A 25439-nucleotide genomic window follows, 5' to 3' on the forward strand; every position below is an offset into this window, starting at 1 on the left:
TCTGACGCGCCGTCCGCCGGCGCTCCTCACCCGAAGATCTCTAGCCCACCCCCCTGACAGATCATGTCAGGAGGCGTCGTCATAGCCGTCCCTGCGCCACCAATCGGCCATCAGCACCGCGCGCCGCCGCCCGAAGCGGGTGTCGCCGATCCGCGCCGCGGCGATGCGGTCGATGCGAAAGCTCCTGAAATCCTGCCGCAGCAGGCACCATGCCGCGATCACCTGCCGGTCTTCGAAATAGGCGAGCGCCGCGGGCCAGATCGCCCGCTCGGTCGCCGCCCCCTTTTCGTCCTGATAATCGATGTGCAGCACCTTCTCGGCGCGCATCGCCTCGCGCACCGTCGCGAGCAACGGCGCATTGCTCTCGCGCCAGCGGCTGTTCACCGGCCACAGCCCCGACTCGTCGATCCGCTGCTTCAGATCGTCGGGGCTTGCCGCCGCGATCTTGGCGAGCGCCAGCCCCGCCGCGCGCGACAGCGCCCCGTCCTGCCGCCCCTCGACCCAGCGTGCGCCGAGCACCAGCGCCTCCAGCTCGTCGGCGGTGAACATCAAAGGCGGCAGGAAAAAACCCGGGCGCAGCACATAGCCTACGCCGGCCTCGCCCTCGATCGGCGCGCCGAGCGCGATCAGCGCCTGCACGTCGCGATAGAGCGTGCGCACCGACACCCCCTGCTCTTCGGCGAGCGCTTCGGCGGTCACCGGCCGGCGGCGCCGGCGCAGGCTGTCGATGATTGCAAACAGCCGTCCCGTCTTGTCCACCGCCGCTCCTCTCGCGCCTGCACCGGGCACGACGGTAGCGGGGGTTCAGCGGCGCTGGAAGGTCCAGCCCGTCGCCTGCGACCCGTCGATCGCCGAAATCGTCGCGGTCAGCGTGTCGCCGTCGCGAACATAGACGATGCGCTGCGGATAATCATGCGCGGGGTTTTCGAAGGTCGCGCTCGTCCCGTCGTGCCGCACCAGCCGGAACGGCACCGGCGCCCGCCCGCCGGGCTGCGCATAATAGGTCGGCACGCCATCGGCATCGGCCGCGATGCGCAGATACTCGAACTCGCGCAGCTTCTCCCCAGCGCCCGAGCGGCTGTGCCCCAGCATCGCCCCGCCGCGCGGTCCCGTCCAGCTCTCCTCGGTCCAGCGCCCGCCCTCCTCGCGGCTCCACTGCCCCGCCATCCACGCCAGGTCGTCGACCTTCGCCGCGGGGCTCGCCGCCGCCAGCAGCGCTGCCGCGGCCAGTGCCAAAAATGCCTTCATATGCGCCTCCGCGATCACGAAGGTCCCGCGTCGGCGCGATCCGGGCCGGCCTCCGTCTCGTCCATCCGCGCGCGGTGATGGCGCATGCGCGCGACGATCGACCAGAGCAATATCGCCCAGCCGATAGCGAGGCAGATCCAGCCCCAGCTCTCGGTGGCCAGCGGTCCCAGCACCAGCGGCCCGCCGCTCTGCGGCCAGGCCCACAGCCCGAGCGACGCAAAGACGCAGAGCAGCCCGACGGTCCGCGGCCAGCGCGCGACCCCGCGCAATTCCTTGCGATAGGCGGTGCGTGTGTCGGCGTCGGTGAGGTCGGGTCGGCTCATGGGGGGCTGCCTCGCATATCGGCGCAGCGTCGCCAAGCGGGTTTTGCACACGGCGGCTTCGGGGTGGGAAGCTGCCCTAAAGATCCTCCCCTTGGCGAAGCGATGGGGAGGGGGACCGCCGCGAAGCGGTGGTGGAGGGGTCTGGCCTTGCGCCGACCTTTGACGTCGCTAACCCCTCCGTCAGCGCTTCGCGCTGCCACCTCCCCATCGCTTCGCGTGAGGAGGATCTGAACGGCAACTAACGCCCGCCCCCCCCCCCCACCCCCGCTAACCGCCCGGTAAACTCTCCCCGCTATCCTCGCGCCTTCCACAGGGGAGAACAGCATGTTCCAGCCGGCCTATCAGGCCTTCGACATCGCCGCGCCCGCGCGCGAGGCGCCGCTCGCCGAGATCCTCGGCGCCTTCTCCTATGCGCTCGACCTCACCGAGGGCCAGCCCGCGGGGCACAGCGTGCGCGCCGCTTGGATCGGCACCTATATGGGCCTCGCCGCGGGGCTGCAGGGCGGCGAACTCGCCGACTGCCTCTATGCGGTGCTGCTCAAGGACCTCGGCTGCTCGAGCAACGCCGCGCGCGTCGCCGACCTCTTCCTCGGCGACGACCGCAGCCTCAAACAGGGTTTCAAGCTGATCGGCCCCGACGTCACCGACTTCCTCGCCTTCGTCGAGGCCGAGGTCGGCGCCAAGGAGGAAGAAGCCGCGCGCCGCGAGGCCCGCGACCATCTGCTCGCCAACGCCGCGCCGATCCTCACCGGCTTCATCGAGACGCGCTGCACGCAGGGCGCGACCATCGCGAAGCGGCTGCGTTTCTCCGATCGCGTCGCCGGCGCCATCGCCGCGCTCGACGAACATTGGGACGGCAGCGGCATGCCGCGCGGCCTGGCAGGCGCGCAGATCCCGCTCTTGTCGCGCATCGCGCTGCTCGCGCAGGTCGCCGACGTCTTCTTCATGGCGGGCGGCCCCGCGCGCGCGATCGCCGAGGTGCAGGCGCGCAGCGGCACCTGGCTCGACCCCGAACTTGCCGCGATCTTCGCCGAGCTCGCCGCCGACCCCGGTTTCTGGAGCGAACTCGCGGCGCCCGGCATCGATGAGCGCCTCTTCGCGCTCGCCCCCGCGCAGGCGCGGATCATGGTCGACGAGGATTATCTCGACGACATCGCCATCGCCTTCGGCCAGGTCATCGACGCGAAAAGCCCCTATACCGGCGGCCACAGCGAACGCGTCGCCTGGCTCACCGACCGCGTCGGCGCCAAGCTGCGCATCGCCGCACCCGAGCGCCGCCGCCTCGTCCGCTCGGCGATGCTCCACGACATTGGCAAATTGGGGGTCAGCAACCGCATCCTCGACAAGCCCGGACGGCTGACGCCGGGCGAATGGGCGGCGATGCAGAGCCATGCGCAGATCACCACCGACATCCTCTCGCGCATTTCGGTGATGCGCGACATGGCGGCAATCGCGGGGTCGCACCACGAACGGCTCGACGGCACGGGCTATCCGCTGGGTCTCGACGAGACGAGCATTTCGATGGAGACGCGGATCATCTCGGTCGCCGATTTCTTCGACGCGCTCACCGCCGACCGCCCCTATCGCGCCGCGATGCCGGTCGATCAGGCGCTGTCGATCATGGCGTGCGAGGTCGGCGACGCGATCGACGGCGACTGCTACGACGCGCTCGAGGAAATCGTCGCCGAGGGCCTGCCCGAAGCCCCGCTGCCGGCGATGCCGAGCGCGCTGACGCTCTAGCCCGCCACGATCCGCACCGGCATATGCACGAAACCGTGCAGGAAGGGGCTCGCCAGCCGCTCGGCCTCGCCTTGCGGTTCGATCCTTATCCCGCGCCCGACGATCTCCTCGATCAGCGTGCACAGCTGAATCTCGGCGAGCCGCGCACCGACGCAGCGGTGGATGCCGTGGCCGAAGGCGACATGCCGCCGCGCATTTTCGCGTCCGACGTCGAAGCGTTCGGCGTCGGGAAAGACGCTCTCGTCGCGGTTCGCCGAGATGTACCAGAGGATCACCTTCTCGCCCGCGCGGAGCTGCTGCCCGCCCAGTTCGACGTCGCGCGTGCAGGTGCGCCGCATATGCGTCACCGGCGACTGCCAGCGGATGATCTCCTGCGCCGCATTGGGGATCAGCGAGCGATCGGCGCGCAGCCGGTCCAATTCGCCGGGATAAAGATGCAGCGCCTCGACCAGCCCGCTCATCGAATTGCGCGTCGTGTCGTTGCCCCCGACGATCAGCAAAGCGATATTGGCGAGTCGCTCCATCGGATTGAGATTGCCCATCGCCTCGCTGTGCACCATCCGCGACAGCAAATCGTCGGTCGGCGGCATCGCCTTGCGCTTGGCGAATTCGGCGTCGAAGCGCGCCAGCATCGCCGTCATCTCGGCCATCCACGCCGCGCGATATTCCTCGCTCGCGGTCTCGGGCGAGACATTGCCGCCATAGTCCGACCAGCGCTTGAGGTCATGGCGCTCCTCCCACGGAAAATCGAACAGGATGCACAGCATGCCGATCGTCAGCGGCACCGACACGCTTTCGACCCAGTCGAACGTCTCGCCGACCGGCAGCGCGTCGAACAATTCGCGCGTGCGCCGGCGCACGACCTTCTCGCGCTCGGCCATCTGGCTGGGGTTGAAGGCGGGGGCGATCACCTTGCGCTGTGCGGTGTGCACCGGCGGGTCGGCGGCGATGAAGTTCGGCAGGTTCGACTGCGGCGGCGGGTCGGCGATGACGATATTGCCATTCTCCCACGACGAGGAGAAGGTAGCGGGGTCGAGCTCGACCTGCTGGATCAAGGCATGCGTCGTGACCGACCAGTAACCGCCATAGGGGCTGTCGGGACACCAGCTCACCGGCATCGCCGCGCGCAGCTGCGCAAAGGGTTCGCGCCAGCGATCCTCGGTGTAGAGCGCGATGTCGCTGACATCGACCGGCGCCACCGCACGCGCCTCTTCGAGCACCGAAGCCATATCTCTCTCCCGCCGCCCGCGTCGTTCGCGGATCTTGCGAAGGGGACTATGCCATGCTTGCCGGGCGAGTCCAGCCGCGCCTAGAATGCGCCCATGACCGACCCCCACGCCCTGATCGACCGCCTCGGCCTCGCCCCGCATCCCGAGGGCGGCTGGTACCGCGAAACCTGGCGCGGCCCGCCGGGCGAGGGCGGCCGCGCCGGCGGCACCGCGATCCATTTCCTGCTCGAGGCGGGGCAAAGCTCGCACTGGCACAAGGTGGACGCCGAGGAATTCTGGCTCTGGCACGCCGGCTCGCCGCTCGCGCTGGCGATCACGGCCACCGACGCCGGCACCCCCCCCCACCACCGCCTCGGCCCCGCCATCCTCGCGGGCGAGGCGCCGCAGCTCCGCATCCCTGCGCATCACTGGCAGGCCGCGCACGCCGACCGGGGCTGGGCGCTCGTCAGCTGCCTCGTCGTCCCCGGCTTCGATTTCGCGGGCTTCACGCTGGCGCCGCCCGGCTGGATGCCGGGCTGACACCAAAGCGCGTAGACATTTGCCCCGCCGCGCCCTAACGTCGCGCCATCCCCGGGGAGCCTGTGTGCAGCAACAGGTTGAGAGCGGAACAAGCCGCGACCCGTCGAACCTGATCCCGGTAACTCGGGCGGAGGGAGGGCCGGTTTTCCGCACTCGGAATCCATGCCCCCGCTCCGATAACAAACGGAGCGACTGCACATGGCCGACATCGATTCCCGCCTCGACAAGGCGCAAGCCACCCCCATCGGGGTCACCACCGGTCCGATCCGCGGCAGCCGCAAGGTCCATATTGCCTCGCCCACCGGCAGCGGCATCCGCGTCGCGATGCGCGAGATCGACCTCGACCCGCATTCGGGCGAACCCAGCGTCCGCGTCTACGACACCAGCGGCCCCTACACCGATCCCAATGCGGTCATCGACATCGCCAAGGGCCTCCCCGAACTGCGCGCCAGCTGGATTCGCGCGCGCGGCGACGTCGAGGACGTGACCCAGCGCGAGGTCCGCCCCGAGGACAACGGCCAGCTCGGCCCCGACCGCTCGGGCGGCGTCCCCGCCTTCCCCAATGTCCGCAAGCAGGTCCTGCGCGCCAAGCCCGGCGCGAACGTCAGCCAGATGCACTACGCCCGCCGCGGCATCATCACCCCCGAGATGGAATATGTCGCGACCCGCGAGAATCTCGGCCGCGAACGCCTCGCCGAATATGTCCGCGACGGGCAGGACTGGGGCGCCAGCATCCCCGATTACGTCACCCCCGAATTCGTCCGCGACGAGGTCGCGCGCGGCCGCGCGATCATCCCCAGCAACATCAACCATCCCGAATCCGAGCCGATGGCGATCGGCCGCAACTTCCTCGTCAAGATCAACGCCAATATCGGCAACAGCGCGGTCGCATCCGACGTCGCATCCGAGGTCGACAAGATGGTCTGGTCGATCCGCTGGGGCGCCGACACCGTCATGGACCTGTCGACCGGGCGCAACATCCACGACACGCGCGAATGGATCATCCGCAACTCGCCCGTCCCGATCGGCACCGTCCCCATCTATCAGGCGCTGGAGAAAGTCGGCGGCGTCGCCGAGGATCTGACGTGGGAAATCTTCGCCGACACGCTGATCGAACAGGCCGAACAGGGCGTCGATTATTTCACCATCCACGCCGGGGTCCGGCTTCCTTACGTGCCCCTCGCCGCAAAGCGCATGACCGGCATCGTGTCGCGCGGCGGCAGCATCATGGCGAAATGGTGCCTCGCGCATCACAAGGAAAGCTTCCTCTACGAACGCTTCGACGAGATTACCGAGATCATGAAGGCCTATGACGTCGCCTACAGCCTCGGCGACGGCCTCCGCCCCGGCAGCATCTATGACGCGAACGACGAGGCGCAGTTCGCCGAACTCTACACGCTGGGCGAGCTCACCAAGCGCGCCTGGGCACAGGATGTGCAGGTGATGATCGAGGGTCCGGGCCATGTCCCGATGCACAAGATCAAGGAGAATATGGACAAGCAGCTCGAAGCGTGCGGCGAGGCGCCCTTCTACACGCTCGGGCCGCTCACCACCGACATCGCGCCGGGCTACGACCATATCACCAGCGGCATCGGCGCCGCGCAGATCGGCTGGTACGGCACCGCGATGCTTTGCTACGTCACCCCCAAGGAGCATCTCGGCCTGCCCGACCGCGACGATGTGAAGGTCGGCGTCGTCACCTACAAGCTCGCCGCCCACGCCGCCGACCTCGCCAAGGGCCACCCCGCCGCGCAGGTCCGCGACGACGCGCTATCGAAAGCGCGCTTCGAATTCCGCTGGCGCGACCAGTTCAACCTGTCGCTCGACCCCGACACGGCGGAGCAATATCACGACCAGACCTTGCCGGCCGAAGGCGCCAAGACCGCGCATTTCTGCAGCATGTGCGGTCCGAAGTTTTGCTCGATGAAGATCAGCCAGGAAGTGCGCGAGTTCGCGAAGCTGCAAAATCAGGACAGCGCCGGCTTCATCGCCGCCGAAGAGGCCGAGAAAGGCATGGCGGAAATGAGCCAGGTCTATGAGGACACCGGGCGCGAGCTGTATATGGGCGCGGGCGGGCGGGAGCATGATTGATGTTGCCGCTCTGATCGGTCACAAACGTCTTTGTTCGCGGCACCACCATGGGTCAAACGAGGGCGAAACACACGATGGCAACGCAGTCGGCTAGCATAATGAGGGGCACGCTTGCTTTGGGCGGCGCATTGTTCTTGGTGACGGCGTCGCAGGTTAAATCGGCCGAGCCGGATCCCTTCGACGTTTGCGCGTCCCTCGATGCAACGCCTTCGGTGCAGACCAAAATCGAAGCATGCTCCGAAACAATCAAGCAGACTATAGGGAATCGAGCCGCTCTTAAAGAAAACAAGGACGCTGAATTTCTAGCGTCTACTTATGCCATCCGTGGCTTTCACAAGGCCTCGATAAAAGACTACGAGGGCGCAATTGCGGATTATTTGATTTCGATAGAGAGGGGTTCGAAATCTCCCTCTGTTTTTTATAATCTCGCAAATGCATATCGTAACTTCAACAAATATGAAGAATCGATAGTAAATTACAAAAAATCTATAGAATTGAAGCCGGACTATTTATGGGCTCTTATAAATTTAGGATATTCATACAAAGACTTGGGAGACATAGATTCAGCCAAAGTTGTAATATCTAGAGCGAAAAAAATCGATCCTGATAATCTGGATGTAATACATATCGACGCAATACTTATTGGCTATTCAGGAGACTTGGATCGATCGATATCGGAATTCGGTAAAATAATTGCACAAGATCCCAAGCGCGCAGGTGCTTATGCAGATAGAGGTTGGTCTCTTTACCAATTACGCAGATTTGACGATGCGATACGAGACTTCGACAAGGCGATAAGTTTGGCCCCTGCCAACATGGCGGCGTATCACAATCGTGCCGCCGTGCGGCTCGAGAAAGGCGATCAAGAAGGGGGACTGGCCGATTTGAACGAAGCCCTTCGCCTTGCGCCCTCCAATGCCAAAGCCGTACTCGACCGGGCGCTGTTATTTACGCGGCAGGGTCGCAATGGCGAAGCCGATTCCGAATTCGACAGAGCGCTTCGAATGAATCCGTCTTTAGCGCCCCACGCTTATGCGCGAAGGGGAAAATGGTGGTTCGACAAGCAGAATTATGATCGCGCCGAACAGGATTTCGGCAAGCTCGTCACGCTCGAGCCGGCCGTCGCTGATTGGGTCCATTTGCGCGGATTGGCCAGATACGACGCGGGCCGCGTGAAGGAGGGCATCGGCGATTACGACGCTGCCGCAAGAATGGATCCCGAGAATCCCACCTATCAGAATTCGCGCTGCTGGGGCCGGGCGCTTGCGGGCCTTGAACTGGATGTCGCGCTGAACGCGTGCAACCAGGCGATCGCGCGGTCGCCCGTATCGCAGCAACGCGCTTCGTTCCTCGACAGCCGCGGCCGGGCGCATCTCGCGCGAAAAGAATATGCCGATGCGCTGAGCGACTATGACGCAGCACTGCTGATCGCACCGAAAATGTCGAGCGCGCTTTATGGGCGCGGCCTCGCTCGCAAGCAGTTGAACCAGCCGGACGGCGAGCGGGATATTCGCGAGGCTCTATTATTGGACCCGGCGGCCGCAAAGCATTTTTCCGCGCTCGATTTAGGATGAAGTCTTGGCTGGCATGACGGGTGCCGTGGTCCACAAATGGCCCGTCCTTTTGGGGATTGTTGCGCCTGGCACCGTAATTCAATTTACTAAGGCCCCAAACTCCGGCCCTAACGAAGAGTCAGGCAATCGCCCCCCCACCATGCTACACCCCCGCCCATGCGCGCCCGGAACCCCCTCTACGTCATGGCCAAGCCGCCGCCGGAGGTGCAGGCGGCGATCGCCGCGCTGCCGCGGGGCGATCCCGGGCGCGGCCCCGACCTCCTCCATGTCACGCTTATCTCGCTCTACGACCTCCACTACGCCCCGCCCGAGTGGCTGCCCGCGACCATCACCGCGCTGGACGGCCTCGCCGCGGCGCCCTTCCCGCTCCGCTTCGACCGGATCGAGAACCGCAAGGCGGTGACGCTGCGCACGCGTGAGCCGCTGGCCGAGGCGCGGGCGTTCCAGAAGGCGCTGGTCGACCATCTGCTGCGCGAAAAGGCGCCGATCATGGACGGCACCACCCCCGAACCGCACATCACGATCAACTATCGCGGCGACCGGCTGGGTTCCCAGACATTGAACGCGCTAAAGATGCCCCCGATCGGCTGGACGGTGGGCGAAATCATCCTGATGGAAAGCATCGTCGGCAAGACCACTCATGTCGAACATGGCCGGTGGAAATTGCGCGGCGATGCGGGCTGAGCCGGAACGCGGCGCAGTTCCGCCCGCTTTCGCCGCCACGCCGCCGGGCCATAATTGCCATGACATATCATCGCCTTCCGCCTAGCATCGCCGCGGGTCGCAGATGTCTTTCGCATGTTCCGGGGGGAATCCATGCCATATCGTCACGCCTGGGGCTGGTGCCTCGCCATCATTGTCATGACCATATTCGCCTTCTGGCCGGGCTATTTCTCGCGGCTCGGCAGCGCGAAGATCGCCTGGCACATCCATGCGGTCACCGCGACCGCGTGGGTGCTGCTGCTCGCCGCGCAAAGCTGGTCGATCGATCGGGGGCAGCGCGCGCTGCACCGCGGCCTGGGGCTCGCGATCTTCCTGCTCGTCCCGCTGTTCCTGATCGGCGGCGCAGGGGTCGAACACAGCATGGCGATCGCGACGGCATCGGGACAGGATCCCTTCTACAATCTGTGGGGCCCCTCGCTCGGCATCTACGACCTGGTCGCCTCGATCGCTTTCGTCGCGCTGACCGCGATGGCGCTGAAGGAGCGGCGCAACGTCCAGCGCCACGCCGCCTGGCTGCTCGCGACCCCGCTGCTGCTCGTCGGCCCGGCGCTCGGCCGCATCTACAACAGCCATCTGCCCGGCCTGATCATCGACGGACCGCAGGATTTTCCGTTGTTCCGCTACAGCGTCCATCTGGGCGGGCTGACCGCGATCGCCGCCGCGCTCTGGCTCTGGTCGCGCCACCGCCGCCACGGCCAGCCGTGGCTGATCGTCGCCGGCATCGCCGGGCTGCAATCTTTCCTGTACGAAACCGTCGGTTTCCTGCCGCTGTGGAAAAGCGCCTTCATCGCCTTCGGCACCGTCCCGGCGGCGGTGCACGCGACGGGCGCCGGCGCGCTCGCGGCCGCGGTGCTGTGGTGGGGCTGGCGCAGCGGCGCGCCGCGTCGCGCTCAGCCCGCGGGCTTCAGCCAGCTGTAGGGAGAGTCCTGGATCGCGTCGAAAGGCATCGGGATAGACGACCGCCGCGTCGTCGATCGGACGCGCCCGTCTCGCTGTGCCGCGCAACCCGGGGAAAGGGTCGGCCGTCGGTGCGGACAACCCTATTTTGCACCCATGGGTCAGAAAGTCCTTTCCTAAAATCTGCGCGTCTGCTTCACCGGTATCGACGCTCCGGCGGCCCGCCTGCGGCTTCCGCCGGTCGCCGCCTCCGCATCGCCGATGGGCTGAACTTTGCTGAACTTTGGCCGGCGACCGAATTTCAAAGGCACCCCCATGTCGCACCCCTCGAACATCGTCCATTGCAGTGGGCCCACCGACCCGCACGCGCTCGACGGCATTTCGCGGCGCCACCGCAGCGGCGATCTCGACACGCTGTGCCCGCTGTGCGCCGGCTACGGCCAGTGGAACACGCAGATCGACCTCGTCAGCCACCGCTCGATCCGCCACGCCTGCCCCAAATGCGACGGCCGCGGCTGGATCGAGACCGGCGACGACCCGGTCCCCAGCCACGATATCGCGCGCGAACCGGGCGGGGCGCCGCGCTGGACGGTGCGGCTCGATCCGTCCGACGACCGCGAGTGAACCCCTCATGACCGACACCCCCACCGGACCCGATATGGGCGCGACCTTCTACCACGGCACGCGCGCCGACCTTGGCATCGGCGACCTGCTCGCCGCGGGTTGGGCCAGCAATTACGCCGACCGCACCCCGCTCTCGTGGACCTATTTCTCCGCCGCGCTCGAATCGGCGGTCTGGGGCTGCGAACTTGCCGCCGGCGACGGCCGCGAGCGTATCTATATCGTCGAGCCCACAGGCGACTGGTTCGACGACCCCAATCTCACCGACAAGAAATTCCCCGGCAACCCGACGCGCAGCTATCGCTCGCGCTTCCCGCTGCAGATCGTGGGCGAGGTCGAAAGCTGGACCCCGCACCCGCCCGAGGTGCTCGCCGCGATGAAGGCGAACCTCGAACGGCTGAAGGCCGAGGGGGCCGAGATCATCGATTGAGCGCCGCCCCGGCAGAGGGACAATGATCAGGGAGAACCGCCGATGACGATCCGACTTCTCACCACTGCGGCGCTCGCCGCGCTCCTCCTGCCCCTCGCCCCTGCCGCGGCCGAGCCTGCGGCAGCGGCCGCCGCAGAGGCGCCCGCCGAGCCGCTCTTCGCGCTGATCCTCGCCCCGGGGCCGGCGTGGAAGCCCGGCAAGCCCTTCGCCGAACAGGGGCTGCGGCCGCATTTCGATTACTGGATGGCGCTGTTCCGCGCGGGCCGCATCGCCAGCGCGGGGCCGGTCGGCAGCGATAGCGGGCTCGTCCTGCTGCGCGCCGCCGACCAGGCGGCCGCCGATGCCATGCTCGCCGCCGACCCGGCGATCGCCGCGGGTATCTTCACCGGCACTGTCCGCCGCTATGCGCCGCCGATGGTCAATCCCGCGGTACTGCCCGCCGAGCCTCCGCGATAGGCGCGGAACGATGCCTGCTTTCAAGGGTCTAGAAAGGCAGAGGGGCCATCCGCCTGCCTCGCGCCTCTCGCCCGGCACGCGACCTTTGGAGTGATGCCGATGAACAGACTTATGATCCTTCCGCTTGCCGCCGTGACCGCGCTGGCCGGCTGCGCCTCGACCGGCAGCTACGCCGGTTACGACGACGGCGGCTATGGCTATTACGACCGCGCCACTTACGACCAATATGGCCGCTACGACTGGGATCGCCCCGATCCCGAATATGGCGGCTATTACGCCGACCGCTATTATCGCGACGACCGCCGCTATCGCGAACGCCGCCTGTCGAACAACGACCGCATCTATCGCGGCCGCAACGGCCAATATTATTGCCGCCGCAACGACGGCTCGACCGGGCTGATCGTCGGTGCGATCGCCGGCGGGGTGCTCGGCAACGTCATCGCCGAGGGCCGCTCGGAAACGCTCGGCACGGTGATCGGCGCAGTCGCCGGCGGCGCGGCGGGCGCGGCGATCGATCGCGGCAACGTGCGCTGCCGCTGACGCCGCCAGGAAAGGCCGTGCCGATGCGCCCCGGCGCAAGCGGCACGGCCTTACAACCCTGTTTGAATAGCAATGCAGCGCGGCGATACCGCTTCGTTGGCGAAACGCGAGGCGATAGGCAGGAGGGAAAAGGGAGAGTGAAATGATCGCCAACCTCGCCGCTGCACTGCTGCTCGCCGTGCAGGCCACGCCCGCCGCGCCCGACCCGCGGCGCCCCGCGCCCACGCTCGACGATGTCGCGCCCACCGTCCCCGACCTCGCACGCCCAGCGGTGCTGATCATCAGCAAGACCAACGGCTATCGCCACGACAGCATCGCCGAAGCGGTACCCGCGATCGAACGCCTCGCCAAGGCGCGCGGCTGGAGCAGCTTCGCCACCGAAAACGCCGCGGTGTTCAACCCCGACGCGCTCGCGAAATTCGACGTCATCGTCTTCGCCAACGCCAGTGGCGACATTTATACGCCCGACCAGCGCGCCGCCTTCCAAGCCTATATCGCGCGCGGCGGCGGCTTCGTCGGGCTGCACAGCGCGGGCGACGGCAGCCATCCCGGCTGGTTCGTGCGATTGCGCGGCAACGGCAATTTCACCGGCCATCCGGGCGGCGCCGACCAGTTCCAGAGCAGCGACCTCGCCGTCGCCGATCGCAGCCATCCCGCGACCGCGCATCTGCCCGCGACGTGGCGCTGGACGGACGAATATTACAGCTGGGACGCCCCGCCCGCCCCCGACGCGCATATCCTCGTCCGCCTCGACGAGGCGACGATGCGCCTCGAACCGAAGCTCCGGATGGGCGAGCATGCGCTGATCTGGTGGCGCTGCGAAGGCCGCGCGCGCATCTTCTACTCGGCGCTCGGGCACAAGGCCGAAGCGTGGAGCGATGCCGCGCACCTCAAATTGCTCGACGGGGCGATCGGCTGGGCGGCGGGGGTCGAGGGCGAGGGCTGCGGCGGCTGACGCGAGCAATCGCCGCCGCGCCCCATACGCTACAGTGCCGACTGGATTGCCTGTTGGACGGCGCGGATGGCAAAGACATTGCTCATATGTCCGGCGTCGTCGACCTCGCCCAAGTTCGAAGCCCCACCCCAAGACAGCGTCACATTTTCGAACGGCCGCTGCGTGAGCGTGAAAACATAGGTTCCGCGCACGTCGCGATCCTCGCGCCCGTTCGGCGGCGGTGATTGGACGCATGGCGTGATCCATCCCTGGCGGGTATATTTACCTGCATAATCGACCGTGATCGTGGCGGCGGAACCCGACAGCTGGACTCGCACATTGTCGAGCGTAACGCCCGCACTCAGCGTATCGCCATGGCATCCCGTCTTCGGCCCCGGCCCGAGCTAAGAGCGCAGTGCATGTTCGTCGACACGCTGGTCCTCGCTTGCCGCGCCCGACCGGCCCTTGAATTTTGCGATCAGATAGTCGTTCGGCGCTTGTGCATGGGTCACGCTGGATACTCCCACCATGCCCATCGCCGCAACGATTGCCAAAAATCCTTTGCGCATAACACATCCTCCTTCGTCTGCGACCGATATGGCCGAGTTCCGGCCTTGGGGGCGGCGCAGAGGAGATTGCGCGTGATGGTCGTCACGGGGCGGCGCCGTCTGCTCCCGATGCCGGGCAGCGCAGGTTGCGCGGCGACCTAGGCGGCGACTTCCATCACCGCCGCGCGTTCGATCGCGCGGCGCCAGTGCGGGCTTACCGCCAGGCCGAATGTCGATGCCAGCACCGCCTCGATCTCGTCGGCGCCGAGGTATCGCTGCTCGGCGGGGGCGCCGCGCGAGCGGATCGTCAGCCGGTTGTTGCGCAGCGCCAGGCGCAAGTCGGCGGTGGTCCGCGCCGCGATCAGCTGGTGGCGGAAATGCGACGCAGGGTGCTGCGACGTGTACCAATTGCCGACCTCATAATCGATCGGCGCCGCGGGCGCGGGGTCGACGTCATAAAGCGTCATCCAGCTCCCCTCGATATCGGCCTCGACGCGCCAGCCGCCGCCCGTATCGACGACGCGGCACGGCTCGTGCGCGGTCGGCTGCGCGCCCAGGGCGCCGAGGCGGAGCGGCGCCGCGGGCACCGCCGACCCGAAGCCGACGTCGACCAGCCACGCAGTGCCGCCGATCGTCACGCGCGTCAGCTGGTGCGTGCGGGGCGTCGGCGGCGCATCGTCGGGCAGCATCCAGCGCACCCGCGCAATCAGCCCCGCGACCTCGAAACCGATCGCGTCCAGCACGCGCAGGAACAGCCCGTTCTGCTCGAAGCAATAGCCGCCGCGCCGCGCGCCGATCAGCTTGGCGTCGATCGCCGTGGGGTCGAGATCGACGCCCTCGCCGACGAGCACGTCGATCGCCTCGAACGGGATCGCCGCGATATGCGCCGCCTGCAAGGCGGTCAGCACTTCGAGCGTCGGCGCGAGCGGGCCGTCATAACCGATCCGCGCCAGATAGGCGGAGAGGTCGACGAGAGGGGCTTGAGGGGTCTGGTTCACGGGCAAATCTCCGGTCGGCGAATCGATGGCCCGTCTTATCAAAGTTCAACCTTGGTTGAGATCAAGCTCCGATCGCCGACCCTATTTCTTCACCCGCCACTCGCGCATATAAGCCGATTCCTCGCCATATTTCTTGTCCCGCGCCGCCGCCTGTTCGGCGAGTTCGGCCGCGGTCGAGCCGCGCGCGCGGTCCTGCTTGATCAGCGTGTCGCGGCGGATCGGGATCAGCTGCGCGATCGGCGTCCCCGCGGGCAGCACATGCTCGCCGACCGGCCCGGTCCAGGCGAAGGGGAAATTGACCGTCGTGTCGAAGCGGTCGCAGTCGACGAAACCCGAAAAGCAGGTAAAGGGCAGGTCGGGGCGGCTCAGCGGCTGGACGAACAGCACCGAATAGCCGTCGGGCACCTTGATCCGCCACGGGTTGATGAATTTCAGCGGCATCACCCGCTCGAACGGCGGTTCGGGCGCGCCGATCTGCGCCGGGTGATGCTGTTCGACCGGCTGGAAGGCGACGCCCTCGGCCCAGCCCATGCGGATCGACACCCGGTCCTCGGGCACGTCGATCAGCACGTCGAAGGGCAAGGGAACGACGAAGCCCAGCGAAAAAGCGTCGGTCATCGGCAGGCACGCCTTGGCGGTCATCGCCGGCAGGCCGTTCTCATAGGTCATGCCCATCTCGCGGTTCAGCCGCTTGAACCAGTCGGGCGCGAAGCGGATCGCGCGCTCGGGCGGCGGAATGGTGCCCTCGAGTTCGGGGTCGCAGAGGAACTCGATCAGCGGCGCGTCGGCCGCCGGCGCGGGAACGGGCGCACCCTGCCCGCCCAGATCATACCGTATCCGATATTTGGAATCGCTCATCGTCCGTCCCTTGGCCCCGTCGGTCGGCGCCACCGTGTCGTAAAAGACCCGCGCTGACAACCGCCCCGGTGCTGCGCTTGCCGCGCCGCGGCGCCAAGCCATGACCATCGGCGAGGACATAGAAGGGACGGCCTCTGCACTCACCGCTTAAGCATAATCGCACGACGGCGCCGGGCGAAGGGCCTCGGCCTATGGCGGGATGCTCGGCGGGTCGGCGATCGCCGAATAACCCGGCCCCGGGAGCGCCATCCACGCCGCCGCCGGAGCCGGTCCGCCTTGCGTTCGCGCGCGCCGACCATATGCGCCCGGCGCGGGCTCACGGCAAAGTCTGGCGCCATGTCGCCGCCCGTATAGGATGGTTGCGCCAAATCGCCGTCCCGGGCGGCGGGCTCAATAGGCGTTGCGCGCCTGGCGAAGCGCGGCCTCGCCGCCCTTCCAGTCGATCTCGGCGGCGGGTTCGGCCGGCCGTCCCGGCGTGAACAGCTCGTAGATGGTCGTGCCGTCCTCCTGCACACTTTCGATCACACGCGCGGGTTCGAAAGCGTCGGGCGCCGCCTTCGCGGCCGCCTGTACCGGCGCGGGCGCATCGGCCCAGGCGATGTCGCGCTGCATCTCGACGACGCGATAGGCGCCCTTTTCCTCGATCAGGTCGAGCTCGACCGCGCTGCCGTCGCCGCGTATGCCCTCAACGTTGTAGAAGACCATGCCGCCGCGCGCCTTGCGCTCGGCCGCGGCGATTGTCATGTCGGGCACGCGCGCGAGCACCGTCGCGCGCAGCCCGGCGGGCAGGTCGGCGGCGGCGACCGCGTCGATCTCGGCCTCGGGGCCCTCGGCGAGCACCGCCTTTTCGGCCGGGCTGTCGCCGCCAGCCTTTTCGGCTCCGCCGCATCCCGCCAGCGAAAGCCCTGCCGCCATCCAGATCGCCGACCGCATCGTCCGCCTCCCATCCAAGGTAACCGTTGTCATCTTAGCTCCGTACAGGCCGCAAGTCGATACGCCCTTGCGCGCATCATCGCGATTCGACTCTCGCCGCAAGCTAGAACATAATGGGAACATCGTCCGATTCGGAGAAATATGATGGAGCCGATCTTGCGCTATTTCCTGGGCTTCCAGGTCGCCGCCGACCGCGCCGGCTGGCTCGCGCGCCGCCTGCCGCCGACTGGCGACATGTTCGCGCAGATACAGCCGCACCTCCATCATCTGACGCTCTGCACCATCGCCGAGACGGCGCTACCGCACCCCTTCCTGCGCCAGCGCGTCGCCGCGGCGCTGGGCGGCGACCTGCCCGCCGCGGCGACGATCCCCTTCGGCCGCATCGTCGCGCGCGATATGGGCGTCGAGCTCGTCACCGTCGGCAGCGTGAGCGCGATCCGTACGCTCTGCGAGAGCCTGGTCGCGCGCCTCGCCGCGCAGGGTATCGAGCCGCTGCACCGCAAGCCGGGCCTGCGCCCGCACATCACGCTCGGCTATGGCGCCTGCGTCTTCGACCCGGTGCCGCTCGCGTGGAGCTGGACCCCGCATAATCTGGTGCTCGTCGAAAGCCATGTCGGCCACCGCCGCCACCGCGTGCTGCAAAGCTGGGGGCTGCCGCCGCCGGCGCAGGGATTGTTCGACTTCATGGCCGACGAACTGCCCGCGATCCGGCGCGCGGCCTAGGCCCTAATTTTCGAGGCTGTGCTCGAGCGTGATCTCGCAATCGAGCAGCTTGGACACCGGGCAGTTCATCTCGGCCTCCTTGGCGATCGCCGCGAACTCGTCGGCGCCGATCCCCGGCACCTTGGCGACCAGGGTCAGCGCAGAGCTCGAAATCTCGAACCCGCCCTCGACCTGGTCGAGCGTCACCGCCGCGGTGGTCTCGAGCGTGTCGCCGCTATAGCCCGCGCGCGCGAGCCCGAACGACAGCGCCATGGTGAAGCAGGCGGCATGCGCCGCGGCGATCAGCTCCTCGGGATTGGTCCCCGGCTGCCCCTCGAAGCGCGTGCCGAACCCATAGGGCTGCTTGTCGAGCACGCCCGACTTGGTGGTGATCGATCCCTTGCCCTCCTTTCCGAAGCCTTCGTAGCGGGCGGAAGCGCGATTGACGGTCATGGCATGTCTCCTTGTAACTGGGTGAAAGACTCGGAAAGCTTGATCAGGCCGCAACCAGCTTATGCCGCGCGCCCGCGCGCTTCCACGCCTTTTCGTGGAAGAAAAAGGCGACGGCGTTGATGCACGGCTCGACGACCGCGATCCCGCCCGCCAGCGCGACCGATCCCGTCATGGCATAGGCGACGCTGAACCCGATCGTCAGGTGCAGCGCGAGATAGGTAAAGGTCTTGGCGAGGTCGGTCGGCATGGCGGGTCTCACGGGAAGAGAAAGAGCCACCGATTTAAGAATCGTTCGCAACAAGCGCCAGCCAGAGCTTTGCGTCAGTCTGATCGATTTTCCCGCACGACCCCCGCCTTGTCGAGCTCGGGACCGAGCCGCCCGGTCAGCCAGAGCGCCCACATTTTGAAGTCGGCGGCGAGGCTCCACAGCGGATAAGTGAAGGTCGCGGGGCGGTTCTTCTCGACCCCGAAATGCGCGACCCAGGCGAAGAAATAGCCCGAGAGCGGCAGCGCGACCAACCACGCCCAGCGCCCGGTCAGCACCGCGCCGATCGCGATTCCGACGACGAGGCTGGTCCCGACATAGTGCAGCGCCCGCGTCGAAGCCTTGCTGTGCTCGCGCAGGTAGAAGGGCCAGAAGCCGGCAAAGCTGGTGTAGAGCCGGGCCATGGCGCGGAGGATGCGGCGCTTCGCGGCGCGGGTCAAGGCGGCGGGCTAGGGCAACCGGGGCAACGGCGGCTTTGGGGTGGAACTAAGACGATCCTCCCCACCTGTGGGGAGGTGGCAGCGCGAAGCGCTGACGGAGGGGGCTCTCGTCCTTAAGCAGCGCTTCAGGCCGATAGCCCCCTCCACCACCCGCTTCGCGGGTGGTCCCCCTCCCCGCAAGCGGGGAGGATCTTTATGTCCGCTCCCGCCCGTCCGCACCGCACAAACAAAGGGGGCCGAAACGACCCCCTTTGCCTCCCCGGTCCGGTCGGACCTATTCGGTCGGAAAGCCGCGCTTCCTGAGCAGCGCCTTCACATCGGGATCGCGGCCGCGGAACGCGCGATAGGCCTCGGCGCGGTCGGTTTCGTTGCCCGTCATCAACAGGATCGTACGGAACTTGTCTGCGACGGTGCGGTCCCACGGCCCGCCGGCTTCGGTGAAGGCCGCCCAGGTGTCGGCGTCCATCGTCTCCGACCACAAATAGCTGTAATAGCCCGCCGAATAGGCGTCGCTCGAGAAGAGATGTCCGAACTGCGGCAGGCGGTGCCGCATCACGATTTCCTTCGGCATGCCGATCTCGGCGAGCGTCTCGCGCTCGAACTTGTCTGCATCGGCGGGCGGCGTCTTGCGGTCGTGCAGCTTCATGTCGACGATCGCGCTCGACAGATATTCTACCGTGGTGAAGCCCTGGTTGAACTTGTCCGAAGCCAGAATCTTGTCGACCAGCGCCTGCGGCATCGGCTCGCCCGTCTTGTAGTGCGTCGCATATTTCGACAGCACCTCGGGGGTCATCAGCCAATTCTCGTTCACCTGGCTGGGATATTCGACGAAGTCGCGCGGCACCCCCGCCAAGGCGGGATAATAGACGTGCTGCAGCAGATAGTGGATGCCGTGGCCGAATTCGTGGAACAAAGTCTGAGCATCGTCGAGGCTGATCAGCGTCGGCTCGCCCTTCGCGGCTTCGGTGAAATTATTGTTGTTCGACGCGAGCACATTGCGCTCGCCGCCCAGCGTCTGCTGGCTGCGATAGGTCGTCATCCACGCGCCCGAGCGCTTGCCGTCGCGGGCGAAATTATCGAGGTAGAAGACCCCGACATTTTCGTTGGTCTTGAGATTATAGACCTCGAAGGTGCGCACCTTGGGATCGAACACCGGGATCGTCCCCGTATTCTCGCGGAAGCCCAGATCGTAGAGCTGCCCCGCCGACCAGAACATGCCGTCGACCAGCTTGTCGAGCTGGAGGTAGGGCTTCACCTCGCTCTCATCGAGATCGTATTTCGCCTTCCGGACCTTCTCGGCATAGAAGCGATAGTCCCAAGGTTCGATGGTGATCTTGGGTCCCTTGCCGGCCTTGGCGTCGGCATCGGCGATCGCCTGCATGTCGGCGACCTCTTCCTTCACGCGCGCGACCGCGGCGGGCCAGACCTTCATCATCAGCCCCATCGCGGCCTCGGGGGTCTTCGCCATCGTGTCGGCCATGCGATAATGCGCGTGCGTCGGGAAACCGAGCAGCTCGGCGCGCTGCTGGCGCAGCTTCAGGATTTCGGCGATCGTCGCATTGGTGTCGTTGGCGTCGCCATTGTCGCCGCGATTGACGAAAGCGTTATAGACGCGCTCGCGCAGCTTGCGGTTGGTCGCGCCCTGCAGCACCGGCTGCGCCGACGAGCGGGTGTTCTTGATCGCCCACTGGCCGGGCTTGCCATTGGCCTCGGCCGCCGACGCGAGCGAGGCGACGAAGCCGGGTTCGAGCCCGGCGAGCTCGGCCTTGTCGGTCACGAAGGTATAGAGCTTCTCGTCGCCGAGCAGCTTCGACGAGAAGGTCGAGAAAAGGCCCTCGAGCTTCGAATTCATCTCGACCAGCTTGGTCTTGTCGGCGGGCGACAGGTTCGCACCGTCGCGCACCATCTCTTCGTAGCTGCGCTCGACGATGCGGATCTGCTGCGCGTTGAGCCCGCTGCTGTTGCGGGCGTCATAGACCGCCTTGTAGCGCGCGAAGAGCTTGGGCTCGAGGAACAGCTCGGTGTAGAAGGTCGTGAGCTTGGGGCTCCACTCGGCGTCGATATCCTCGACGCGGTCGTTCGACTTGTTCGAGGTCTGCACGCCCCACAGCGCGAACAGCCGCTCCATCGTGTCGCCCGCGAGCATCATCGGAACATGGGTATTCTCGAAGGTCGGTGCTTCGGGATTGTCGATCACCGACTGCACCTGCGCCTTGGTCTCGGCCATGCCCTTCTGGAAGGCGTCGGGGAACAGCTCGGGGTCCATCTTGTCCCACGGCGGCACCCCCTCGAACGGCCCGGTCCAGGGCGCGAGCATCGGGTTCTCGCCCGCAGGCGCGGTCGCGGCGGTCGGCTTAGCGGTTTCGGCGGCAAGACTCGTCATCTGGCTCATACCCATGAGCATCGCAGTGGATGCTAGCAGAGTCGACAGGCGACGGGCAAAATGAGGCGCGCTGCGCGGCATGTTTCGGATCTCCCGGTGGAAAAGGTTTCGGACGAAACCATGTCGGGGGCCGTCTTAACCATATATGATAGGGGGGTGCAAGCCGCCTAGGCGCCAAAATCCGTCTGAATCAGGCCAGGCACATCGACGCGGAAGGTGAAGACACCTCCCGCATGCGATTGCGCGCGGCGCTGCTCGTCGGTCAGATTCTTGCCTGCGCTGGTGACGAATGCGGTGCGCATGTCGGCGCCGCCGAAGGCGAGCATCGTGGGGCGCTGCACCGGCAGCTCGACCGTCTGGAGCAATTCGCCCGCGGGCGACAGGCGTACGACGCGCCAGCCGTCCCACAGCGCCGACCAGTAGCAGCCTTCGACGTCGACTGCGGCGCCATCGGGGCGGCCATGGCCCTCGGGAAATTCGTGGAACAGCCGCTTGGCGCCCAAGTCGCCGGTCGCGGGATCGACGTCATAGGCGTGGATGCGGTGCGTCGGGGTGTCGGCGTGATAGAAGGTGCGCCCGTCGGGGCTGAACGCCGCGCCGTTGCTCGTCATCAGCCCGCCGAATACCTCGGACAGCGACCCATCGGGATCGAGCCGGTAGAGGGTGGCGTCGCGCTTCGGTTTGTCGCTGGTCAGGCTGCCGACCCACAGCCGCCCGGCGCCATCGACGCAGCCATCGTTGAAGCGCTGGTGCGGCAAATCGGCGAGCGCGGCCGGACCGAAAGGCCGCGGCACCGCGCCCCATTCGTCGATTAGCGCGCAGCCGTCGCCGAGCGCTGCGACCAGCCCGCCGCCGGCGCGCGGCGCGACGCAGCCGACGGGCTCGTCCAGCTGCATCGATTCATGCGTGCCGTCGGCAGGGTCGAGTCGATGGATCTGCTGCGCGTCGATATCGACCCAATAGAGGCGGCCTTCGCGCGCGTGCCAGCGCGGCGATTCGCCGAGCAGCGCGCCGGCATCGAGGAGGAGTTCGACCATGATGGCGAGCGTAGCGCGCGCTGTGGTCGCTGCCCAGCACCTGCAAACCTATTCGTTCCACCGCGCGTCGGGATCGGCACGCGGCGAACTTTCATGCCGTAGCGTCTTTGCACTTGACGTGCACGTAAACGTAAGGTCTCTTGGGCTCGAAAATTGCGGCCGACTCCCCGCTCGCGTTCGGCTGCGCCAAGGGAAAGGAAGATCATGTCGCTCGATAATCTGTCGCGCTCGGCCTATGGCGAGGATCATGAGGCGTTTCGCGCCACCGTCCGCCAGTTCCTGGAAAAGGAAGTCGCCCCGAACGCGGCGCAATGGGCCGAGGACGGCATCGTCCCCAAGTCGATCTGGCCCAAGGCAGGCGAGCTCGGCATGCTGTGCCCGACGGTGCCCGAGGAATATGGCGGGCTGGGCCTCGACTTCGGCTATAATGCGATCGTCGACGAAGAGAGCGCCTATTATGGCCGCGCGACCACCGGCTTCTCGCTGCAGTCGGACATCGTCACCTCCTACATCGTCAAATATGGCAGCGAAGAGCAGAAGAAGCACTGGCTGCCGCGGATGGTGTCGGGCGAGACGATCACCGCGATCGCGATGACCGAGCCGGGCACCGGCTCCGACCTTCAGGGGATGCGCACGACCGCGAAGAAGGATGGCAATCATTATGTCATCAACGGGTCGAAAACCTATATCACCAACGGCCAGAACGCCGACCTGATCCTCGTCTGCGTCAAGACCGACACCGAGGTCCAGCCCGCGTGGAAGGGCGTGTCGATCGTCCTCGTCGAGGCCGACCGCGAGGGTTTCGAGCGCGGCCGCAACCTCGACAAAATCGGGCAGGACGAGGCGGACACCTCGGAACTCTTCTTCAACGACGTCCGCGTGCCGATCACCAACTGCCTGGGCGAAGAGGGGCAGGGCTTCATCTATCTGATGAGCGAATTGCCGCAGGAACGCCTCTCGATTGCCGTTTCCGCCCAGGCCTCGGCGCAGCGCGCCTTCGACGACACCGTCGAATTCACCCGCGACCGCAAGGCGTTCGGCAAGCCGATCCTCGATTTCCAGAACAGCCGCTTCGTGCTCGCCGACCTCAAGGCGAAATTGCAGGTCGGCTGGGCGCATCTCGACTGGGCGCTCGCGCGGCACATGAAGAAGGAGCTGACCCCCGAGGAGGGCGCCGCGGCCAAGCTGTGGCACACCGACCTGCAATGGGAAGTCATGGACAAATGCCTCCAGCTGCATGGCGGTGCCGGTTATATGAACGAATATCCGATCGCCCGCGCCTGGCGCGCCGCACGCGTGACGCGCATCTTCGGCGGCACCAACGAAATCATGAAGGAACTGATCGGGCGGAAGCTCTGACCCGATAACGCAGAAAGGAATTCTCCCATGCCCCATGCCTATATCGTCGACGCCGTCCGCACCGCCGGCGGCAAGCGCGGCGGCCGCCTCGCCGGCGTCCACCCCGTCGACCTCGGCGCCGCAGTGTTCGACGCGATCGCCGACCGCAACGATTTCGACACCTCGAAGATCGACGACGTCATCACCGGCTGCGTGTCGCAGGGCGGCCAGCAGACGATGGACGTCGGGCGCAACGCGGTGCTTGCCTCGAAGCTGCCCGACTCGATCCCCGCGGTCACCATCGACCGTCAGTGCGGCTCGTCGCAGCAGGCGATCCAGTTCGCCGCGCAGGCGGTGATGTCGGGCACGCAGGACATCGTGCTCGCCAGCGGCATCGAGAGCATGACGCGCGTGCCGATGGGCAGCGTCGCGACCCTGTTCATGAAGGAAGGGCTCGGCCATTATAAGTCCGAGCGGCTCGAGGAAAAATATCCCGGCATCATGTTCAGCCAGTTCGCCGGCGCCGAAATGATCGTCAAGAAGCACGGGCTGACCAAGGACGACCTCGACGCCTATGCACTCGAAAGCCACCGTCGCGGCAAGGCGGCGACCGAGGCCGGCCATTTCAAGCGCGAGATCGTCGGCGTCGAGATCGATACGCCGGAAGGCCGCCAGCTCCACCTCGTCGACGAGGGCATCCGCTTCGACGCGACGCTCGACGGCATCGCCGGCGTGAAGATCCTGCAGGAAGGCGGCTCGATCACCGCAGCGACGTCAAGCCAGATCTGCGACGGTGCGTCCGCCGCGCTCGTCGTGTCGGAACAGGCGCTCAAGGATCACAATCTGACCCCGCGCGCGCGCATCCACCATATCTCGGTGACCGCGGGCGACCCGGTGATCATGCTCGAGGAACCACTCTTCGCGACCGAACGCGCGCTCAAGAGGGCGGGCATGAAGATCGAGGATATCGACGCCTATGAGGTCAACGAAGCCTTCGCACCGGTGCCGCTCGCCTGGCTCAAATATCTCGGCGCCGACCATGGCCGCCTCAACCAGCATGGCGGCGCGATCGCGCTCGGCCACCCGCTCGGCGCCAGCGGCACCAAGCTGATGGCGACGCTGCTCGGCGTGCTCGACGCGACCGGCGGCAAATACGGCCTGCAGACGATGTGCGAAGGCGGCGGCCAGGCCAACGTCACGATCGTCGAACGGCTGTAATTTTCTTCAAACCCCTCCCCTTCAGGGGAGGGGCAGCGAGACTTGCGGGCTTGCCCGCTAGTCGCAGCGGGGTGGGCGAGCCGGCCCTGCTTCACGCTGCGACCCCCACCCCAACCCCCCCCCTGAAGGGGAGGGGCTTTCGTTAGGAGAGCCTCTCATGAAACTCGATTCCACCGTATCCGCCGTCGTCACCGGCGGCGCCTCGGGCCTCGGCGCCGCGACCGCACGCGCTCTCGCCGCGAAGGGCGTCAAGGTCGCGATCTTCGACCTGCAGGAAGAAAAAGGCAAAGCGCTGGCCGAAGAGCTCGGCGGCGTCTTCTGCGAATGCAACGTCACCGACGACGCGTCGGTCGACGCGGCTTTCGCCAAGTCGCGCGAAGCGATCGGGCAGGAGCGCATCCTCGTGAACTGCGCCGGCACCGGCAACGCGATCAAGACCGCGAGCCGCTCGAAGGAAGACGGCAGCATCAAGCATTTCCCGCTCGATGCGTTCAACTGGATCATCCAGATCAACCTCGTCGGCACTTTCCGCTGCATCGCCAAGTCGGCCGCGGGCATGATGACGCTCGATCCGACCGAAGACGGCGACCGCGGCGCGATCGTCAACACCGCGTCGGTGGCGGCCGAGGACGGCCAGATCGGTCAGGCCGCTTATTCGGCGTCGAAGGGCGGCGTCGTCGGCATGACCCTCCCCGTGGCGCGCGACCTCGCGTCGGAGAATATCCGCGTCAACACGATCCTGCCCGGCATCTTCGACACGCCGCTGCTCGCGGGCGCGCCGCAGAATGTCCGCGACGCGCTGGGCGCTTCGGTGCTCAACCCGAAGCGCCTCGGCAACCCCGCCGAATATGCCAATCTCGCGCTCTGCATGATCGAGAACGGCTATTTCAACGGCGAGGACGTGCGCCTCGACGGCGGCATCCGCATGGGTCCCCGCTGAT

General features: G+C 66.6%; 29 protein-coding genes and 1 riboswitch. Of the genes, 15 read left to right on the plus strand and 14 right to left on the minus strand.

What is annotated here, in order from left to right; all coding sequences use genetic code 11:
- Nucleotides 1-66: 66 nt before the first annotated feature.
- From BWQ93_RS14190 to BWQ93_RS14200, 3 genes are read right to left on the minus strand one after another with little or no spacing between them, the layout of a single operon-like run.
- Nucleotides 67-759 (minus strand): helix-turn-helix transcriptional regulator, encoded by a 693-nt coding sequence (locus BWQ93_RS14190; protein WP_077031118.1) that lies wholly within the window; start codon nt 757-759, stop codon nt 67-69.
- Nucleotides 760-804: 45 nt separating this feature from the next.
- The gene (locus tag BWQ93_RS14195) at nt 805-1248 is read right to left on the minus strand and encodes a DUF6265 family protein (RefSeq protein ID WP_077032426.1); all 444 of its coding nucleotides are present in this window, start codon (nt 1246-1248) and stop codon (nt 805-807) included.
- Between the two features lie 14 nt (nt 1249-1262).
- Nucleotides 1263-1571, minus strand: coding sequence for a hypothetical protein (locus BWQ93_RS14200; protein ID WP_077031119.1), 309 nt, complete (start codon nt 1569-1571; stop codon nt 1263-1265).
- A gap of 324 nt (nt 1572-1895) precedes the next feature.
- Here BWQ93_RS14200 and BWQ93_RS14205 point away from each other — a divergent pair, with 324 nt between their 5' ends.
- Complete coding sequence (locus BWQ93_RS14205) at nt 1896-3311, plus strand: HD-GYP domain-containing protein (RefSeq protein WP_077031120.1); 1416 nt, start codon at nt 1896-1898, stop codon at nt 3309-3311.
- Here BWQ93_RS14205 and BWQ93_RS14210 read toward each other — a convergent pair.
- Complete coding sequence (locus BWQ93_RS14210; protein ID WP_077031121.1) at nt 3308-4540, minus strand: cytochrome P450; 1233 nt, start codon at nt 4538-4540, stop codon at nt 3308-3310. The two genes, BWQ93_RS14205 and BWQ93_RS14210, sit on opposite strands and share 4 nt — an antisense overlap.
- A 93-nt stretch (nt 4541-4633) precedes the next feature.
- Between BWQ93_RS14210 and BWQ93_RS14215 the strand changes: the two genes are divergently transcribed.
- The 10 genes from BWQ93_RS14215 (at nt 4634) to BWQ93_RS14260 (ending at nt 13346) form a co-directional block, all read left to right on the plus strand.
- Nucleotides 4634-5059 carry a cupin domain-containing protein gene (locus tag BWQ93_RS14215; RefSeq protein WP_077031122.1) on the plus strand — a complete coding sequence of 142 codons (426 nt, stop codon included), beginning with the start codon at nt 4634-4636 and terminating at the stop codon, nt 5057-5059.
- Between the two features lie 42 nt (nt 5060-5101).
- Nucleotides 5102-5212: riboswitch (TPP riboswitch) on the plus strand.
- 45 nt (nt 5213-5257) lie between these two features.
- The gene (gene thiC, locus BWQ93_RS14220; RefSeq protein ID WP_077031123.1) at nt 5258-7150 is read left to right on the plus strand and encodes a phosphomethylpyrimidine synthase ThiC; all 1893 of its coding nucleotides are present in this window, start codon (nt 5258-5260) and stop codon (nt 7148-7150) included.
- Nucleotides 7151-7248: 98 nt separating this feature from the next.
- Entirely contained in the window at nt 7249-8724 is a 1476-nt protein-coding gene (locus BWQ93_RS14225) for a tetratricopeptide repeat protein (protein WP_198040395.1), read from the plus strand.
- Nucleotides 8725-8880: 156 nt separating this feature from the next.
- Nucleotides 8881-9408 (plus strand): 2'-5' RNA ligase family protein, encoded by a 528-nt coding sequence (locus BWQ93_RS14230; protein ID WP_083720907.1) that lies wholly within the window; start codon nt 8881-8883, stop codon nt 9406-9408.
- Nucleotides 9409-9585: 177 nt separating this feature from the next.
- Complete coding sequence (locus BWQ93_RS14235; RefSeq protein ID WP_077031126.1) at nt 9586-10365, plus strand: hypothetical protein; 780 nt, start codon at nt 9586-9588, stop codon at nt 10363-10365.
- A gap of 294 nt (nt 10366-10659) precedes the next feature.
- Complete coding sequence (locus tag BWQ93_RS14240) at nt 10660-10968, plus strand: hypothetical protein (RefSeq protein WP_077031127.1); 309 nt, start codon at nt 10660-10662, stop codon at nt 10966-10968.
- A 7-nt stretch (nt 10969-10975) separates the two neighbouring features.
- Nucleotides 10976-11395, plus strand: coding sequence for an NAD(+)--rifampin ADP-ribosyltransferase (arr, locus tag BWQ93_RS14245; RefSeq protein WP_077031128.1), 420 nt, complete (start codon nt 10976-10978; stop codon nt 11393-11395).
- Nucleotides 11396-11437: 42 nt separating this feature from the next.
- Entirely contained in the window at nt 11438-11851 is a 414-nt protein-coding gene (locus BWQ93_RS14250) for a hypothetical protein (protein WP_077031129.1), read from the plus strand.
- A 111-nt stretch (nt 11852-11962) separates the two neighbouring features.
- Nucleotides 11963-12391, plus strand: coding sequence for a glycine zipper 2TM domain-containing protein (locus BWQ93_RS14255; protein WP_232314614.1), 429 nt, complete (start codon nt 11963-11965; stop codon nt 12389-12391).
- A gap of 142 nt (nt 12392-12533) precedes the next feature.
- Nucleotides 12534-13346 carry a ThuA domain-containing protein gene (locus BWQ93_RS14260; protein ID WP_077031130.1) on the plus strand — a complete coding sequence of 271 codons (813 nt, stop codon included), beginning with the start codon at nt 12534-12536 and terminating at the stop codon, nt 13344-13346.
- Between the two features lie 29 nt (nt 13347-13375).
- On the opposite strand, the gene BWQ93_RS14265 is transcribed toward BWQ93_RS14260, so the two are convergent.
- The 5 genes from BWQ93_RS14265 to BWQ93_RS14280 all read right to left on the minus strand — a co-directional run bounded on the left by BWQ93_RS14265 (nt 13376) and on the right by BWQ93_RS14280 (nt 16662).
- Nucleotides 13376-13663 (minus strand): hypothetical protein, encoded by a 288-nt coding sequence (locus tag BWQ93_RS14265; protein ID WP_077031131.1) that lies wholly within the window; start codon nt 13661-13663, stop codon nt 13376-13378.
- Nucleotides 13664-13729: 66 nt separating this feature from the next.
- A complete protein-coding gene (locus BWQ93_RS20855; protein WP_156878248.1) occupies nt 13730-13894 on the minus strand; it encodes a hypothetical protein in 165 nt (54 codons plus the stop codon).
- 137 nt (nt 13895-14031) lie between these two features.
- A complete protein-coding gene (locus tag BWQ93_RS14270) occupies nt 14032-14871 on the minus strand; it encodes an arylamine N-acetyltransferase family protein (protein WP_077032428.1) in 840 nt (279 codons plus the stop codon).
- 81 nt (nt 14872-14952) lie between these two features.
- Nucleotides 14953-15729, minus strand: coding sequence for a hypothetical protein (locus tag BWQ93_RS14275; RefSeq protein ID WP_156878249.1), 777 nt, complete (start codon nt 15727-15729; stop codon nt 14953-14955).
- Between the two features lie 390 nt (nt 15730-16119).
- Complete coding sequence (locus BWQ93_RS14280; RefSeq protein ID WP_083720909.1) at nt 16120-16662, minus strand: hypothetical protein; 543 nt, start codon at nt 16660-16662, stop codon at nt 16120-16122.
- Between the two features lie 141 nt (nt 16663-16803).
- On the opposite strand from BWQ93_RS14280, the gene BWQ93_RS14285 reads away from it, so the two are divergent.
- Nucleotides 16804-17385, plus strand: coding sequence for a 2'-5' RNA ligase family protein (locus BWQ93_RS14285; RefSeq protein ID WP_156878250.1), 582 nt, complete (start codon nt 16804-16806; stop codon nt 17383-17385).
- 3 nt (nt 17386-17388) lie between these two features.
- Here BWQ93_RS14285 and BWQ93_RS14290 read toward each other — a convergent pair whose 3' ends face one another.
- From BWQ93_RS14290 to BWQ93_RS14310, 5 genes are all read right to left on the minus strand, one after another.
- Nucleotides 17389-17817 (minus strand): OsmC family protein, encoded by a 429-nt coding sequence (locus BWQ93_RS14290; RefSeq protein ID WP_077031134.1) that lies wholly within the window; start codon nt 17815-17817, stop codon nt 17389-17391.
- A 43-nt stretch (nt 17818-17860) separates the two neighbouring features.
- A complete protein-coding gene (locus tag BWQ93_RS14295) occupies nt 17861-18064 on the minus strand; it encodes a DUF2061 domain-containing protein (RefSeq protein WP_077031135.1) in 204 nt (67 codons plus the stop codon).
- 74 nt (nt 18065-18138) lie between these two features.
- Complete coding sequence (locus tag BWQ93_RS14300; RefSeq protein WP_077032430.1) at nt 18139-18486, minus strand: DUF962 domain-containing protein; 348 nt, start codon at nt 18484-18486, stop codon at nt 18139-18141.
- Nucleotides 18487-18796: 310 nt separating this feature from the next.
- Nucleotides 18797-20914 (minus strand): M3 family metallopeptidase, encoded by a 2118-nt coding sequence (locus BWQ93_RS14305; RefSeq protein ID WP_232314615.1) that lies wholly within the window; start codon nt 20912-20914, stop codon nt 18797-18799.
- Between the two features lie 158 nt (nt 20915-21072).
- Complete coding sequence (locus BWQ93_RS14310) at nt 21073-21942, minus strand: SMP-30/gluconolactonase/LRE family protein (RefSeq protein WP_077031137.1); 870 nt, start codon at nt 21940-21942, stop codon at nt 21073-21075.
- Nucleotides 21943-22146: 204 nt separating this feature from the next.
- Here BWQ93_RS14310 and BWQ93_RS14315 point away from each other — a divergent pair, with 204 nt between their 5' ends.
- The 3 genes from BWQ93_RS14315 (at nt 22147) to BWQ93_RS14325 (ending at nt 25438) form a co-directional block, all read left to right on the plus strand.
- Nucleotides 22147-23301: an acyl-CoA dehydrogenase family protein gene (locus BWQ93_RS14315; RefSeq protein WP_077031138.1), complete on the plus strand. Its 1155-nt coding sequence runs from the start codon at nt 22147-22149 to the stop codon at nt 23299-23301.
- 27 nt (nt 23302-23328) lie between these two features.
- Nucleotides 23329-24498, plus strand: coding sequence for an acetyl-CoA C-acetyltransferase (locus BWQ93_RS14320; protein ID WP_077031139.1), 1170 nt, complete (start codon nt 23329-23331; stop codon nt 24496-24498).
- A 157-nt stretch (nt 24499-24655) separates the two neighbouring features.
- Nucleotides 24656-25438, plus strand: coding sequence for an SDR family NAD(P)-dependent oxidoreductase (locus tag BWQ93_RS14325; protein WP_077031140.1), 783 nt, complete (start codon nt 24656-24658; stop codon nt 25436-25438).
- Nucleotide 25439: the final 1 nt, after the last annotated feature.

The organism is Sphingopyxis sp. QXT-31, from assembly GCF_001984035.1.
Lineage (GTDB): Bacteria > Pseudomonadota > Alphaproteobacteria > Sphingomonadales > Sphingomonadaceae > Sphingopyxis.

What these genes read in the sequence shown, in the direction of transcription:
- BWQ93_RS14260 (WP_077031130.1), top strand. Translation starts at nt 12,534, where the DNA reads ATGATCGCCAACCTCGCCGCTGCACTGCTGCTCGCCGTGCAGGCCACG.
- BWQ93_RS14290 (WP_077031134.1), bottom strand. Translation starts at nt 17,817, where the DNA reads ATGACCGTCAATCGCGCTTCCGCCCGCTACGAAGGCTTCGGAAAGGAG.
- BWQ93_RS14195 (WP_077032426.1), bottom strand. Translation starts at nt 1,248, where the DNA reads ATGAAGGCATTTTTGGCACTGGCCGCGGCAGCGCTGCTGGCGGCGGCG.
- BWQ93_RS14210 (WP_077031121.1), bottom strand. Translation starts at nt 4,540, where the DNA reads ATGGCTTCGGTGCTCGAAGAGGCGCGTGCGGTGGCGCCGGTCGATGTC.
- BWQ93_RS14250 (WP_077031129.1), top strand. Translation starts at nt 11,438, where the DNA reads ATGACGATCCGACTTCTCACCACTGCGGCGCTCGCCGCGCTCCTCCTG.
- BWQ93_RS14225 (WP_198040395.1), top strand. Translation starts at nt 7,249, where the DNA reads ATGAGGGGCACGCTTGCTTTGGGCGGCGCATTGTTCTTGGTGACGGCG.
- BWQ93_RS14305 (WP_232314615.1), bottom strand. Translation starts at nt 20,914, where the DNA reads ATGAGCCAGATGACGAGTCTTGCCGCCGAAACCGCTAAGCCGACCGCC.
- BWQ93_RS14310 (WP_077031137.1), bottom strand. Translation starts at nt 21,942, where the DNA reads ATGGTCGAACTCCTCCTCGATGCCGGCGCGCTGCTCGGCGAATCGCCG.
- BWQ93_RS14240 (WP_077031127.1), top strand. Translation starts at nt 10,660, where the DNA reads ATGTCGCACCCCTCGAACATCGTCCATTGCAGTGGGCCCACCGACCCG.
- BWQ93_RS14280 (WP_083720909.1), bottom strand. Translation starts at nt 16,662, where the DNA reads ATGCGGTCGGCGATCTGGATGGCGGCAGGGCTTTCGCTGGCGGGATGC.
- BWQ93_RS14285 (WP_156878250.1), top strand. Translation starts at nt 16,804, where the DNA reads ATGATGGAGCCGATCTTGCGCTATTTCCTGGGCTTCCAGGTCGCCGCC.
- BWQ93_RS14325 (WP_077031140.1), top strand. Translation starts at nt 24,656, where the DNA reads ATGAAACTCGATTCCACCGTATCCGCCGTCGTCACCGGCGGCGCCTCG.
- BWQ93_RS14205 (WP_077031120.1), top strand. Translation starts at nt 1,896, where the DNA reads ATGTTCCAGCCGGCCTATCAGGCCTTCGACATCGCCGCGCCCGCGCGC.
- BWQ93_RS14295 (WP_077031135.1), bottom strand. Translation starts at nt 18,064, where the DNA reads ATGCCGACCGACCTCGCCAAGACCTTTACCTATCTCGCGCTGCACCTG.
- BWQ93_RS14200 (WP_077031119.1), bottom strand. Translation starts at nt 1,571, where the DNA reads ATGAGCCGACCCGACCTCACCGACGCCGACACACGCACCGCCTATCGC.
- BWQ93_RS14315 (WP_077031138.1), top strand. Translation starts at nt 22,147, where the DNA reads ATGTCGCTCGATAATCTGTCGCGCTCGGCCTATGGCGAGGATCATGAG.
- BWQ93_RS14215 (WP_077031122.1), top strand. Translation starts at nt 4,634, where the DNA reads ATGACCGACCCCCACGCCCTGATCGACCGCCTCGGCCTCGCCCCGCAT.
- BWQ93_RS14230 (WP_083720907.1), top strand. Translation starts at nt 8,881, where the DNA reads ATGCGCGCCCGGAACCCCCTCTACGTCATGGCCAAGCCGCCGCCGGAG.
- BWQ93_RS14300 (WP_077032430.1), bottom strand. Translation starts at nt 18,486, where the DNA reads ATGGCCCGGCTCTACACCAGCTTTGCCGGCTTCTGGCCCTTCTACCTG.
- BWQ93_RS14235 (WP_077031126.1), top strand. Translation starts at nt 9,586, where the DNA reads ATGACCATATTCGCCTTCTGGCCGGGCTATTTCTCGCGGCTCGGCAGC.
- BWQ93_RS14255 (WP_232314614.1), top strand. Translation starts at nt 11,963, where the DNA reads ATGATCCTTCCGCTTGCCGCCGTGACCGCGCTGGCCGGCTGCGCCTCG.
- BWQ93_RS14320 (WP_077031139.1), top strand. Translation starts at nt 23,329, where the DNA reads ATGCCCCATGCCTATATCGTCGACGCCGTCCGCACCGCCGGCGGCAAG.
- thiC (WP_077031123.1), top strand. Translation starts at nt 5,258, where the DNA reads ATGGCCGACATCGATTCCCGCCTCGACAAGGCGCAAGCCACCCCCATC.
- BWQ93_RS14275 (WP_156878249.1), bottom strand. Translation starts at nt 15,729, where the DNA reads ATGAGCGATTCCAAATATCGGATACGGTATGATCTGGGCGGGCAGGGT.
- BWQ93_RS20855 (WP_156878248.1), bottom strand. Translation starts at nt 13,894, where the DNA reads ATGCGCAAAGGATTTTTGGCAATCGTTGCGGCGATGGGCATGGTGGGA.
- arr (WP_077031128.1), top strand. Translation starts at nt 10,976, where the DNA reads ATGACCGACACCCCCACCGGACCCGATATGGGCGCGACCTTCTACCAC.